Source organism: Streptomyces sp. NPDC028928 (genome assembly GCF_055564915.1).
In genome coordinates this window covers 49,449-61,759 of the sequence record NZ_JBVHVI010000026.1, presented here as the reverse complement: position 1 = coordinate 61,759, position 12,311 = coordinate 49,449, and the positions used below count along the sequence as shown (strand labels likewise).

General features: G+C 72.6%; 13 protein-coding genes. 3 read left to right on the top strand and 10 right to left on the bottom strand.

Going from position 1 to position 12,311, the window contains the following annotated elements; genetic code table 11:
• Positions 1-11: 11 nt before the first annotated feature.
• Positions 12-623 carry a DUF4291 domain-containing protein gene (locus ACZ4U1_RS39220; protein ID WP_467908955.1) on the bottom strand — a complete coding sequence of 204 codons (612 nt, stop codon included), beginning with the start codon at positions 621-623 and terminating at the stop codon, positions 12-14.
• Positions 624-718: 95 nt separating this feature from the next.
• On the opposite strand from ACZ4U1_RS39220, the gene ACZ4U1_RS39215 reads away from it, so the two are divergent.
• Entirely contained in the window at positions 719-1,183 is a 465-nt protein-coding gene (locus ACZ4U1_RS39215; RefSeq protein ID WP_467908954.1) for a nuclear transport factor 2 family protein, read from the top strand.
• A 63-nt stretch (positions 1,184-1,246) separates the two neighbouring features.
• A complete protein-coding gene (gene lnt / locus ACZ4U1_RS39210; protein WP_467908953.1) occupies positions 1,247-2,821 on the top strand; it encodes an apolipoprotein N-acyltransferase in 1,575 nt (524 codons plus the stop codon).
• On the opposite strand, the gene ACZ4U1_RS39205 is transcribed toward lnt, so the two are convergent.
• Both ACZ4U1_RS39205 and ACZ4U1_RS39200 read right to left on the bottom strand, forming a co-directional pair.
• Positions 2,739-3,650 carry a Gfo/Idh/MocA family protein gene (locus ACZ4U1_RS39205; protein ID WP_467908952.1) on the bottom strand — a complete coding sequence of 304 codons (912 nt, stop codon included), beginning with the start codon at positions 3,648-3,650 and terminating at the stop codon, positions 2,739-2,741. The two genes, lnt and ACZ4U1_RS39205, sit on opposite strands and share 83 nt — an antisense overlap.
• 9 nt (positions 3,651-3,659) lie before the next feature.
• Positions 3,660-4,835, bottom strand: coding sequence for an FAD-dependent monooxygenase (locus ACZ4U1_RS39200; RefSeq protein WP_467908951.1), 1,176 nt, complete (start codon positions 4,833-4,835; stop codon positions 3,660-3,662).
• Between the two features lie 75 nt (positions 4,836-4,910).
• Between ACZ4U1_RS39200 and ACZ4U1_RS39195 the strand changes: the two genes are divergently transcribed.
• Positions 4,911-5,534, top strand: a complete 624-nt coding sequence (locus ACZ4U1_RS39195) for a TetR/AcrR family transcriptional regulator (RefSeq protein ID WP_467908950.1) — start codon at positions 4,911-4,913, stop codon at positions 5,532-5,534.
• 589 nt (positions 5,535-6,123) lie between these two features.
• On the opposite strand, the gene ACZ4U1_RS39190 is transcribed toward ACZ4U1_RS39195, so the two are convergent.
• From ACZ4U1_RS39190 to ACZ4U1_RS39160, 7 genes are all read right to left on the bottom strand, one after another.
• The gene (locus ACZ4U1_RS39190; RefSeq protein ID WP_467908949.1) at positions 6,124-6,597 is read right to left on the bottom strand and encodes a hypothetical protein; all 474 of its coding nucleotides are present in this window, start codon (positions 6,595-6,597) and stop codon (positions 6,124-6,126) included.
• A gap of 100 nt (positions 6,598-6,697) precedes the next feature.
• Complete coding sequence (gene ung, locus ACZ4U1_RS39185) at positions 6,698-7,381, bottom strand: uracil-DNA glycosylase (protein WP_467908948.1); 684 nt, start codon at positions 7,379-7,381, stop codon at positions 6,698-6,700.
• Positions 7,382-7,501: 120 nt separating this feature from the next.
• On the bottom strand, positions 7,502-9,079 hold the full coding sequence (locus tag ACZ4U1_RS39180; RefSeq protein ID WP_467908947.1) for an ABC transporter substrate-binding protein: 1,578 nt from the start codon (positions 9,077-9,079) through the stop codon (positions 7,502-7,504).
• A 194-nt stretch (positions 9,080-9,273) separates the two neighbouring features.
• Positions 9,274-10,035, bottom strand: coding sequence for an SDR family oxidoreductase (locus tag ACZ4U1_RS39175; RefSeq protein WP_467908946.1), 762 nt, complete (start codon positions 10,033-10,035; stop codon positions 9,274-9,276).
• A 22-nt stretch (positions 10,036-10,057) separates the two neighbouring features.
• Positions 10,058-10,819: a 3-oxoacyl-ACP reductase FabG gene (fabG, locus tag ACZ4U1_RS39170; protein ID WP_467908945.1), complete on the bottom strand. Its 762-nt coding sequence runs from the start codon at positions 10,817-10,819 to the stop codon at positions 10,058-10,060.
• A 159-nt stretch (positions 10,820-10,978) separates the two neighbouring features.
• Positions 10,979-11,428, bottom strand: coding sequence for a DUF3037 domain-containing protein (locus tag ACZ4U1_RS39165; protein ID WP_467908944.1), 450 nt, complete (start codon positions 11,426-11,428; stop codon positions 10,979-10,981).
• Positions 11,425-12,201 (bottom strand): HipA family kinase, encoded by a 777-nt coding sequence (locus ACZ4U1_RS39160; protein WP_467908943.1) that lies wholly within the window; start codon positions 12,199-12,201, stop codon positions 11,425-11,427. The genes ACZ4U1_RS39165 and ACZ4U1_RS39160 overlap by 4 nt, the downstream gene beginning before the upstream one ends.
• Positions 12,202-12,311: the final 110 nt, after the last annotated feature.

The following is a 12,311-nucleotide window of genomic DNA, read 5'->3' as shown; positions in this document are numbered from 1 at the left end:
CCGTCGTGCACCTACGCCCGCAGGTGCGCCAGCGCCTCGTCGGGTGCCGGGTACGGCGTCTCCCGCGGCAACAGCCCGCTCGCCCGCTCCAGCTCGCCCGCCCGCACCAGCGCGTGGATCTCCGTGGCCAGCGGGGTGACGTCCTCGATGCCGACGATCCACTCGTCGGCGTACCGGGCCGCCGCCTCCCCGGAGAGGCCGAGCTGCAAGGAGCGGTACGGCAGCGGGTTCAGGTGCAGATCCCGCTCCGGGTCCCACTGCACGCGGGCCGGGCTGCTCCGCAACTGCCGCTTCCAGGCGTCCTGGTCCGTGTGCAGCTCGGGCACGTAGTGGGACAGGCAGGAGTGGCGCAGGGCCCACTCGAAGCCCTCGCGGCTGATGTCGACGGCGAGGACGGTCTCCTGGCCCTCCTTGGTGCCCCAGCCGCAGCGGTACATCATCCACAGGAAGGACGGCTTGATCCAGGTCATCCGGTCCCGCTTCCACGCGGACGGGAACCGTCCGGTGCGAGCGGCCGGACGGCCGATCTCCGGGCGATAGGCCTGGTACACGGTGACCGTGGTGTCGGTGTACCGCGCACGGATACGGAACTTCGGCTCGGTCGTGGTGGTTTCGTCGTTCACGGGGACAGCCTCGGCCGCCGCACACGTCCCGCACCACCGAATATTCACCCCGCACACCTCTTGGCTCCGGGCCCGCCGTGCCCAACACTGTGCCGATGACGCAGCGTGCGGAGTTCGCGACCGTGAGGGACCGGCTGGCCGTGGACGACCTGGTCACCGCGTACGCGGTGGCGGTGGACGACGGCGACTGGAGGGCGTACCGGGACCTGTTCACGGCCGACGGCCGGGCCGACTACCGCTCGGCGGGCGGCATCGAGGGCGACGCGGACCGGGTCGCGGGCTGGCTCGCCGAGAGCCTGGCCCGGTTCGCCGTGCGCCAGCACCTGATCGTCAACCGCCAGGTGCGCTTCGGCGTCCTGGACCACGACACCGGTGACACCGCCCGCGTCCGCGCCGACTACCTCAACCCCATGCGCCTCACCGCCACCGACGGCTCCGCCGCCCCGGACCTGGAGTGCGGTGGACGGTACGACTTCGGGGTACTGCGCACACCGGAGGGCTGGCGGCTGAGCGAGGTCGTCGTCCACGAGAAGTGGCGCCGGCTGCCCGGCGCGGGCTGAAACGCGCGCCGCCCCGCATCCCACGCGCACACTGGAGCCATCGGCTGGGTAGGGAGGCTCCCTATGAGGATGATCGACCACTGGCTGACCTCCCCCTGGCGCCGCTCGGCCACCGCGGCCCTGGCCGGCGCCCTTCCCGTGCTCGCGTTCCCCGCCCCCTCGCTGTGGTGGTGCGCCTACGTCGCCCTGGTGCCGTGGATCCTGCTGGCCCGCTCCGCGCCGACCGGGCGGCGGGCCCTGTACGACGGCTGGTGGGGCGGCATCGGCTTCCTGGTGGCCGTCCACCACTGGCTGCTGCCCAGCCTGCACGTGTTCATCTTCCTGATCGCCGCGCTGCTGGGCCTGCTCTGGGCGCCCTGGGGCTGGCTGGTGCGCCGGTTCCTGGGCGGGGTGCCGTCCCCGGGCCGGGCGGCCGTCGCGCTGCTGGTGCTGCCGTCGGCCTGGCTCGCGGTGGAGCTGGTCCGGTCCTGGCAGGGCCTCGGCGGGCCGTGGGGGATGCTCGGCGCCAGCCAGTGGCAGGTGGGTCCGGCGCTGCGGCTGGCCTCGGTCGGCGGGGTGTGGCTGCTCAGCTTCCTGGTGGTGGCCGTCAACGTGGCGGTGGCCGTGCTGCTCGCCGTCCGTGAGTCGCGGGTGCCGGCCGTGGCCTCGCTGGTCGCCACGGCCGCCGCGACCTCGGCCGCGTGGGCGTGGGCACCGCGCCCGGACGTCGACCAGCGGGTGCGGATCGCCGTCGTACAGCCGGGGATCGTGGCCGGGCAGGGCAGCGGTGACAAGCGGTTCGACCGGGAGGAGCAGCTGACCCGGCGGCTCGCCGGGCAAGGCGTCGACCTGGTGGTGTGGGGCGAGTCCAGCGTCGGCTTCGACCTGGACGACCGTCCCGACCTGGCCCGGCGGCTGGCCGCGCTGTCCCGCGAGACCGGCGCCGACCTGCTGGTGAACGTGGACGCCCGCCGCTCCGACCGGCCCGGTATCTACAAGAGTTCGGTGCTGGTCGGCCCGCACGGCCTGACCGGCGACCGGTACGACAAGATGCGGCTGGTCCCGTTCGGCGAGTACATACCGGCCCGTTCGCTGCTCGGCTGGGCCACCTCGGTGGGCCGGGCCGCCGGCGAGGACCGGCACCGCGGCACCGGGCAGACCGTGATGAACGTGGGGCACGGGCTGCGCGTCGGCCCGCTGATCTGCTTCGAGACCGCGTTCCCGGACATGAGCCGGCACCTCGCCCAGGACGGCGCGGACGTCCTCCTGGGCCAGTCCTCCACCTCGTCCTTCCAGCACAGCTGGGCGCCGGAGCAGCACGCCTCGCTGGCCGCGCTGCGCGCCGCCGAGACCGGCCGCCCGGTGGTGCACTCGACGCTCACGGGCGTCTCGGCGGTGTACGGCCCGGGCGGGCAGCGCCTCGGCCCGTGGCTCGGCACCGGCGCGAGCACCGCGCGGGTGTACGACGTACCGCTCGCGCACGGCGTCACGCCGTACGTCCGCTTCGGCGACTGGCCGGTGCACGGCGCGCTGCTGGTGCTGGTCGCGCTGGGCGTGACCGAGGGGGCGCGGGCGCTCAGGCTGCGCCGGAGCGCTCCTGAACCGCTCGCACCACCCGCTCGCACAGTTCATGAGTCGCCAGCGCGTCCTTCGCGCTGAGCACCTGCCCGGCCCGTACGGCGTCGAGGAAGGCGAGGACCGCCTGCTCGATGCCGCGCTGCCGGGCCACCGGCACCCAGTCGCCGCGCCGGCGCACGGTGGGCTGCCCCTTGTGGTCGATCACCTCGGCGAGGTTGACCACCTGGCGCTTGGTGTCCTGCCCGGACACCTCCAGGATCTCCTCGCTGGAGCCGCTGAGCCGGTTCATCATCCCGACCGCGGTGAACCCGTCCCCGGCGAGCTGGAGCACGACGTGGTGGACCAGGCCGCCCTCGACGCGGGCCCGGACGGTCACGTCGTCGACCGGCCCCGGCACCAGGAACCGCAGGGTGTCGACGACATGGACGAAGTCGTCCAGGATCATCGAGCGGGCTTCCTCGGGCAGCCCGATCCGGTTCTTCTGCATGAGGATCAGCTCGCGCGGGTGGTCCAGGCACTGGAGGTACCCGGGGGCGTACCGGCGGTTGAAGCCGACGAACAGCGAGACGCCGCGCTGCTCGGCCAGGGCGACCAGCCGCTCGGAGTCGGCGAGCCGGTAGGCGAGCGGCTTGTCCACGTACGTCGGCACGCCGGCCTCCAGCAGCCGGGTGACGATCTCGGGGTGGACGGCGGTCGGCGCGTGCACGAAGGCCGCGTCGAGGCCGGCGGCGAGCAGCGAGTCCAGGGTGGTGTGCCGCTGCTCGCGCGGCAGGTGCAGGGCGTCCGCGACCCGGTCGAGGGTGGCGGGCGTACGGGTCTGCAGGTGCAGTTCGACTCCCGGCTGCGTGCCGAGCACCGGCAGGTAGGCCTTCTGCGCGATGTCCCCGAGTCCGATGCAGCCGACCTTCACGTGTTCTCCCTACCGCGTGCCTGCGTGTTGCCTGCCGGAAGCATACGGGGGCCGCCAGTCGGCGATGCCGTCGAAGCTCCGCAGGAAGAGCGCCGGTCCGGCCTGCGACAGGGCCGCGAGGGCCGTGTTGCGTACGGCTACGACGGCCCGGTTGCCGGCCATGTTGAGGCGGGCGACCCGCACGGCCTGGCGGGCGATCGCGGTCGTCCGGGGGAGGCGGGCGGCGGTGTAGGCGGGCGGATCCTCGCTGTGGTGGGCGAGGACGACGGCGTCCTCGACGGCCTGGTTGCCGCCCTGGCCGAGGGTCGGGGGCATGGCGTGGGCGGCGTCGCCGAGCAGCACGGTCCGGCCCGAGTGGTAGGCGGGCAGGGGCTGGGCCAGGTGGTGGACGTCGTGCCGGAGCACGTCCGCGGGGCGGGCGGCGGCGAGCACGGCGGGGATCGGGTCGTGCCAGTCGCCGTAGCGGCGCAGGAGTTCGGCCCTCTCGTCGTCCGGCGCCCGCTCCCCCGCCCGGGTCGTGGCCGCCGCGTAGGCGTATACCCGGCCGTCCTTGAGCGGGTGGGTGCCCCAGATGTGACCGCGGCCCCAGGTCTCGTGCGAGGCGAAGTCCGCGCCGGGCACCGGGATCAGCAGCCGCCAGGTGGTGAACCCCGCGTACACGGGCCCGGGATGGGCGGGGAACAGGGCGGCGCGGACCCGCGAGTTGATGCCGTCCGCGCCGACGACCAGCTCGGCCTCCAGTTCCTGCTCACCGGCGGTCACGCGGGCGGGACGGGCCCGGTCGCCGGGGTCGGCGAGGGACGCGGTCGTCGCGGTGCGGACGGCGCCGGGCGGGAGCAGGGCGGCGAGCCGGTCGACCAGGGTGGCCCGGGGCAGCAGGACCAGGGGGCCGCCGAAGCGGGCGGCGGCGGCCTCGGCACTGGAGCGGGACAGCCAGCGCCCGCCGGGGGTGCGCAGTCCGCCGTCGCCCTGCCAGGCGGCCAGGTCGCGGATCTCCTCGCCGATGCCGAGCACATCGAGGGCGCGCAGGGCGTTCGGGGCGAGCGAGATGGCCGCGCCGACGGGGTCCAGGGCGGGCGCGCGCTCCAGCACGGTCACGGACCAGCCCTTGAGGTGCAGTGCCGCCGCCGCGGCCAGCCCTCCGATTCCCCCGCCGATGACGATGACGCGCGCCGGCTGTGCCATGACCCCTCCTCGTGACTACACCTGTAGTACGCGGCGACTCTACTACAGCCGTAGTGAGACGGGTAGGGTCGGCTCATGTCCGTAGCGAGCCCCAGCAGCCCCAGCACCTCCCGCGCCGGCCTCGTCGCCGACGCGGCCCTCTCCCTGCTCGCCGAGCGCGGCATGCGCGGACTGACCCACCGGGCGGTGGACGAGGCGGCCGGGCTGCCGCCGGGCTCGACGTCGAACGTGGCGCGCACCCGGCAGGCCCTGCTGGAACTCGCGGTACGCCGGCACGCGGAGCGGGAGGCGCGGGTGCTGGCGCTGGAGGAGATGCCGGACCCGAGCGGCGGACCCGAGGCGCTGGCGGACGGGCTGGCGCTCGCGGTGCACCGCTCGCTGACCCGCAACCGCGAGCTGCTGATCGCCCGTTACGAACTGGCCCTGGAGGCCACCCGCCGGCCCGAGCTGCGCGCCTTCTACGACCGGACCGGCGCCGTGTTCAAGGAGCAGCTGGCCGCGCTGCTCACCGCCGCGGGCTCACCCGACCCGGACCGCCATGTGCTGTCCCTGGTCGCGTGGGCGGACGGGCTGATGTTCTCCTGCGCGGCCGGTTCGTTCAGCAGCCGGACACCCGACCTGGAGGAGATCCGCACCGGGCTGCGGGAACTGCTCGCGGGCCTGCTGGGCGCGCGGCGCGACGGCGCCACCGGGGCCTGAACGTCAGCACCGGCACCGCGGAACCCTCCGCACGGGGCACGCAATCACCCGTGCGGGCGCATCCGACTCGGCTACCCGGTGCCAAGCCGGTGCCGACCCAGCAGAGTTGCGCGGGTGTATCGAACGACGACGACCGCAGCGCTTCTGGTCACCGTGGCCGTCTCGGCCCTCTCCGGCTGTGTGACGGTACGGCACCCGGCGACGGCACCGGCGCCACCGCCGGACACCGCACCCTCCCAGCCGACCGCGCCCCGGCCGGACGGCAGCGCGGAACCCCGGGTGGTCCAGGCACCGGCCCGCGAGGCACTGGAGATGGCCAGCCCGTCCCGGCGCCCGGATCGCTCCGGGCCCCCCGCACGGCACCGTGCCCAGGCCGCGCCAGAGCCCCCGCACCGGCCACCGACCCCGCCCGAGCCCCCGCGCCCGGCCCACACCGGGCAACCGCACACCACCTCGCCCACCCCGCCCCTGGTGCGAGCCCCGGACGTGTGCGCCCTGGGCAGGGCGTACGGAGGCTGGCGGAGAGGCAGTCCGGAGGCGAGGATCTGCGAACAGACGTACGGCCACTGAGCCGCCCCCGCCGGCGGAGCTACCCGTCCTCCCCCAACCGCACCGCCAGCCGGCTGATCGCCGACCGCACCCCCGCGCCGTAACCGTCGTCGGCGAGGGTGCCCGCGGCCGTGCGGGCCCGGCGCAGGTGGCTGCGGGCGGCCTCGGCGCGGCCCAGTTTGACGTAGTCGGCGGCCAGGTTGAGGTGCAGGGAGGGGAAGAAGCCCTGCACGCTCGCCGGGTCGCCGCCCGCGCGGCCGTCGGCCAGCTCCTCCGCCGCCGACAGCGCCCGCAGGTCCCAGGCGAGTTCGTCCGCCGGGTCGTCCTGGGTGTCGGCCAGGTAGTGGGCCAGGGTGCAGCGGTGCAGCGGGTCGCCCTCCTCGCCGATCTCCGTCCACAGGTCCAGGAAGCGGCTGCGGGCCTCCTCGCGGTCGCCGCCGTGGTGCAGCATGACGACCTGCCCGATCCGCGTCAGCACAGTGTCCGGCGCCGCCTGCTCCTGTCGCTCCACCACGGGTGCCCTCCGGACCGTCGGCAATGGTTCGGTCCTGACGCTAACCGGCGCGCACCGGATTCCCGGACAGGCGGCGCCGTGGCTCCCCCTCCCGCGAGCGTCAGCCCAGGTTCGGGATGCGCCAGTCGATCGGCTCGTGCCCCTGCGCGGCGATCGCCTCGTTGATCTGGGTGAACGGGCGGGAGCCGAAGAACTTCTTCGCGGAGAGCGGGGAGGGGTGCGCGCCCTTGACCACCGCGTGCCGGGTCTCGTCGATCAGCGGGAGCTTCTTCTGCGCGTAGTTGCCCCACAGGACGAAGACCGCCGGGTCGGGGCGGGAGACCACCGCGCGGATCACCGCGTCCGTGAACTTCTCCCAGCCCTTGCCCTTGTGCGAGTTGGCCTCGCCGCCCCGGACGGTGAGGACCGCGTTGAGCAGCAGCACGCCCTGCCGGGCCCACGGCATCAGATAGCCGTTGTCCGGGACGGGCAGACCCAGCTCCTCCTGCATCTCCTTGTAGATGTTCCGCAGGGAGGGCGGGGTCTTGACGCCGGGGCGGACCGAGAAGCACAGGCCGTGGCCCTGGCCCTCGCCGTGGTACGGGTCCTGGCCGAGGATGAGGACCTTCACCTGGTCGTACGGCGTCGCGTCCAGCGCGGCGAAGACCTCCTCGCGCGGCGGGTAGACGGGACCCTTCGCCCGCTCCTCCTCGACGAACTCGGTCAGCTCCTTGAAGTAGGGCTGCTGCAGCTCGTCGCCCAGAACCCCGCGCCAGGAGTCGGGCAGCATGGCGATGTCGGTCACGTCAACGTCCTCACGATGTCGATCAACTACGGCGTGCGGTCACTTCCAGGATTCAGAACCTACAGGCGACCACTGACAACCGGAGCCGCGAGGGCCGTTCACCGAGCCCGACAGCCGGGCTCACCAGCTGGTCTTGCGGTGCAGCGTCCACATCATCATGATCGTCGACGGGTCGAGGGCCTGCTCGCCGCCGGAGATGTCGACGCTGGCCGCCACGAACTGCCGGCCCTGCCACAGCGGGATCAGCCGGGCGTCGTTCACCATGATCTGCTGGGCCGCCTCCACGTCCTTGACGGTCCGGGCGCGGTCGCTCTCCGAGCGCGCGTGGGGCAGCAGCCGGTCGGTGATCTCCTTGGCCGGGTAGGGCGTGCCGAGGGCGTTGTGCTCGCCGACGAACGGGGCGATGAAGTTGTCCGCGTCCGGGAAGTCCGGGAACCAGCCGCGCCCGAACACCGGGTACTCGCCCTTCTGGTAGCCGACCACATAGGTCTTCCAGGGGCGGCTCTTGAGGGTGATGGTGAACAGGCCGGAGCCGTCCAGCTGCCGCTTCAGCTCCTGGAACATCAGGGCGGTCTCGGAGCCGTAGCGGTCGGTGGTGTACCAGAGGGTGAGCGGGACGGGCCGGGTGATGCCGGCGTCGGAGAGGATCTTGCGGGCCTTGGAGACGCTCGGTTCGCCGTAGTCGTCGAAGAAGGGCGTGGCGTGGCCGGTCAGGCCCGCGGGCACCATCGAGTACAGCGGGTCGACGGTGTCCTTGTAGATCTTGTGCGCGATCGCGCCCCGGTCCACGATCTGGGCGATGGCCTTGCGCACGGCGGGCTGCTTGGCCCACGGGTCCTTCGGGTTGAACACCAGGTAGCTGATGTCGGTGCCGGCGCCGTCGACCAGTTGCAGGTCCTCGTTGTCGTGCTCCTGCAGGGCGAGGATGTCGTCGGCGGCGAGGCCGCGGTAGGTGACGTCGATCCGCTTGTCCCTGAGGGCCTCGACCATGCCGGCGGAGTCCTTGAAGTAGCGGATGGTCACCGCGTCGTTCTTCCGCTCGGCGAAGCCCTTGTAGGTGTCGTTGCGGACCAGGACGGCCTCGGAGCCCTCCTCGTAGGACTGCAGCTCGTACGGCCCGGAGCCGTGGACCGAGGTGTCCTTGCGCAGGGAGGTCGCGGGGTAGTCGTCCGGGTCGACGATCGACATCGCGGGGGTGGCCAGCACGAACGGGAAGGTCGCGTCGGGCTGGTTGAGGTGGAAGACGATCTCGCGGTCGCCGGAGGTCTCGACCTTGTCCAGGCTGCCGAGCAGCCCGGCGGGACCGCCGGGGGCGTCGATGGTGCGGATGCGGTCGATCGAGTGCCGGACGGCCTCGGCGGTCAGCGGGTCGCCGTCGGCGAACTTCAGGCCGGCCCGCAGCTTGCAGCGGTAGGTGCGGCTGCTGGAGTCGGTGAAGGAGCAGCTCTGGGCGGCGTCGGGCTGGGGGGTGGTGGCGCCGTTGGGGTAGGCGAGGAGCGTCTGGAAGATGTTCCGGTACAGCTCCCAGGAGCCGTCCCAGGCACCCGCCGGGTCCAGCGTGCTGGGGGCGCTGGTGGTGCCCACGACGATCGGGCCCTGACTGTCGGGGTCGCCGTCGGACAACAGACTGCATCCGGCCACCAGGGATATGGACGCGATCGCCGCGACTTTCCGCAGGAATCGGTTCCGGTTGAACACGCGCACGCTCCTCGATCTGCCGCACCAAGGGTCGGCAGACCATACCGCAGCGTTCGGCTCCCTGAACCTGCCCGGAAACGGCCCTTCTTGATCGACTGAGCGATGACGACGTTGTCATTCCGCTGAGCGGTTCCTGTACGGCCTTCCGGGCGCCGATCCGTCCGAAAATCGACGCCCGGAAGAGATGTCCCGTCTCAGCCGACGCCGGCGTTGAGGAAGATGCCGCCGTCCACGACGAGCGTCTGGCCGGTGATCCAGTCGGACTGCTCGGAGGTGAGGAACGCGGCGGCCCCGCCGATGTCGGAGGGCACACCGAGCCGGGCGAGCGGGTAGGCGGCGGCCGCCTCCTCCTCCCGGCCCTCGTACAGGGCCTGCGCGAACTTCGTCTTGACCACGGCCGGGGCGATCGCGTTGACCCGGACCTTCGGCGCGAACTCGTGCGCCAGCTGCTGGGTCAGGTTGATCATCGCGGCCTTGCTGACGCCGTACGCGCCGATGAACGGCGAGGGCGCGAGGCCGGCGACCGAGGCGATGTTGACGATCGCGCCGCCGTTGTCCTTCTGCCAGGCGTGCCAGGTCTTCTGGGCGAAGCCGAGCGCGGAGATCACGTTGGTCTCGAAGACCTTGCGGGCGACGTCCAGGTCGAGGTCCGCGATCGGACCGAACACGGGGTTGGTGCCCGCGTTGTTTACCAGGAAGTCGACCCGGCCGAAGGCCGCCATGGTGCGCTCGACGACCTCGCTCTGATGGTCCAGGTCGTGTGCCTTGCCGGCGACGGCGATGACCCGCTCGGCGCCGAGCTGCTCGACGGCCTCCTTCAGGGCGTCCTCGCCGCGGCCGGTGATGCACACGCGGTCGCCGCGCGCGACCAGTGCCTCGGCGACGCCGTAGCCGATGCCGCGGCTGGCGCCGGTGACGATCGCGACCTTGCCGGAAAGCTCCGGGAGTTCAGTCATGTCCGTGGTTCCCCTGAATCCCTTAGTTGAGCGGTCCGCCGGCGACGTACAGCACCTGGCCGGAGACGAAGCCGGCCGCCTCGCCGGTGAAGAAGGCGATGGCGTTGGCGATGTCCTCGGGCTCGCCGACACGCTGCACGGGGATCTGGGTGGCGGCGGCCTTCTTGAAGTCCTCGAAGCCCATGCCGACGCGGTCCGCGGTGGCCTTGGTCATCTCGGTGGCGATGAAGCCGGGGGCGACGGCGTTGGCCGTGATGCCGAACTTGCCCAGCTCGATGGCGAGGGTCTTGGTGAAGCCCTGCAGGCCCGCCTTGGCGGCCGAGTAGTTGACCTGGCCGCGGTTGCCGAGCGCCGAGGAGGAGGAGAGGTTGACGACCCGGCCCCAGCCGGCGTCCACCATGTGCTTCTGGACGGCCTTGGTCATCAGGAACGAGCCGCGCAGGTGCACGTTCATGACCGTGTCCCAGTCGGAGACGCTCATCTTGAACAGCAGGTTGTCGCGCAGCACGCCCGCGTTGTTGACCAGGATCGTCGGGGCGCCCAGCTCCTCCACGACCCGGGCGACGGCCGCCTCGACCTGCGCCTCGTCGGAGACGTCGGCGCCGACCGCGATGGCCTTGCCGCCGGCCGCGGTGATCTTCTCGACGGTGTCCTTGCAGGCGGCCTCGTCCAGGTCGATCACGGCGACCGCGCGACCTTCGGCGGCCAGTCGTACGGCGGTGGCGGCGCCGATGCCGCGTGCCGCGCCGGTGACGATCGCGACCCGCTGTTCAGTGGTGGACATTGCTGTTTCTCCTCGCCCTTGAGAGAACGTCTTGAGAGACCTGTCGGGCCCTCCGGGAGGGCCCCTGGTGCGGTGAGCGACCGCTTAGTACCTTCAGCACCCGTGACGCTAGAAGCCCTGGCACGCGGTGTCAACGGCACATCCGGCCGGTGTGATCCATTACCTCACCAGGAGGTCCAGCAACCGCTCCGTCTCGGCGGCCGGGTCGGCGGTCAGCCCGGTGTGCACGGGACCGGGCTGGACCACGGTGGAGCGGGGCGCGACCAGCCAGCGGTAGCGGCGCCCCGCGTCGTCACCGGCGGCCTGTCCGGCCTGCTCGCCGCCCGCGCAGTGGCGCTCGATCGCACCGAGCGCGGCGCGCACCCCGGCCACGTCGGCGGCCGGGTCCAGGGCGAGCAGCCGGGCCTCGTCCAGATGGGTGCGGGCGCCGACGTAGCCGCGGGCGCGGCAGTAGACGACCACGCCCGCGTTGATGCACTCCCCGCGCTCGACCCGGGGCACGACCCGCAGCAGCGCGTACTCGAACACGTCCCGGTCGCCGCCCTGGCCCGCCCGGGTGATGTGCCGCTCGGTCACATGGCCGGCCATGTGGATGTGGCGCTCGCTCACTTGCCCTCCTCCTGTCCGGTGCCGACGCCGGTGATCCGCTCGGCGACGACGGCCGCCCGCGCGAGCAGCGGCCGCGCGTAGGCCCGGCGCAGCTCGTCCGGGGTGTCGAAGCCGGGCTCGTCGGCGAGCCAGACCTCCGGGATCTCGGCGGTGACCTCGGCGAGCAGGTCCTCGGTGACCCGGGGGGCCAGCTCGGCCGCGGCCGCGGCGACGTCCGGGGCGAAGCGGGCGAGGGCGTGGTCGGAGGCGTCGTACGGGCGGGCCGCCGAGGCCTCGGCGGCGGGCCAGTTGTGGTGCCAGATCATGGTGGCGCCGTGGTCGATGAGCCACAGCTCGCCCTGGTGCACCAGCAGGTTGGGGTTGCGCCAGGAGCGGTCGACGTTGTTGATGAGCGCGTCGAACCAGACGATCCGGCCGGCCTCCTCGGAACTCACCGGGAAGGCGAGCGGGTCGTAGCCGAGGGCGCCGGACAGGAAGTCCATGCCGAGGTTGGTGCCGCCGCTGCCCCGGAGCAGGTCCTGCACCTGCTGTTCGGGCTCGCCGAGCCCGAGGACGGGGTCCAGCTGGACGGTGACCAGCCGGGGCATACGGAATCCGAGGCGCCGGGCGAGCTCGCCGCACACCACCTCGGCGACCAGGGTCTTGCGGCCCTGTCCGGCGCCGGTGAACTTCATGACGTAGGTCCCGAAGTCGTCGGCCTCGACGAGCCCCGGCAGCGAGCCGCCCTCACGCAGGGGCGTGATGTAGCGGGTCGCGGTGACCTCTTTCAACATTTTTCTGGGCCGTCCGTCTCTTCAGCCTCGCACTGGCCGTCCGCCCCTTGGTCCGGCCTCGGGCATGAAGTGAGCATAGTAACCGAGGGTGATCACTGGCGAGGAGTACC

What these genes read in the sequence shown, in the direction of transcription:
- ACZ4U1_RS39200 (WP_467908951.1), bottom strand. Translation starts at nt 4,835, where the DNA reads ATGGCACAGCCGGCGCGCGTCATCGTCATCGGCGGGGGAATCGGAGGG.
- ACZ4U1_RS39160 (WP_467908943.1), bottom strand. Translation starts at nt 12,201, where the DNA reads ATGTTGAAAGAGGTCACCGCGACCCGCTACATCACGCCCCTGCGTGAG.
- ACZ4U1_RS39195 (WP_467908950.1), top strand. Translation starts at nt 4,911, where the DNA reads ATGTCCGTAGCGAGCCCCAGCAGCCCCAGCACCTCCCGCGCCGGCCTC.
- fabG (WP_467908945.1), bottom strand. Translation starts at nt 10,819, where the DNA reads ATGTCCACCACTGAACAGCGGGTCGCGATCGTCACCGGCGCGGCACGC.
- ACZ4U1_RS39175 (WP_467908946.1), bottom strand. Translation starts at nt 10,035, where the DNA reads ATGACTGAACTCCCGGAGCTTTCCGGCAAGGTCGCGATCGTCACCGGC.
- lnt (WP_467908953.1), top strand. Translation starts at nt 1,247, where the DNA reads ATGAGGATGATCGACCACTGGCTGACCTCCCCCTGGCGCCGCTCGGCC.
- ACZ4U1_RS39215 (WP_467908954.1), top strand. Translation starts at nt 719, where the DNA reads ATGACGCAGCGTGCGGAGTTCGCGACCGTGAGGGACCGGCTGGCCGTG.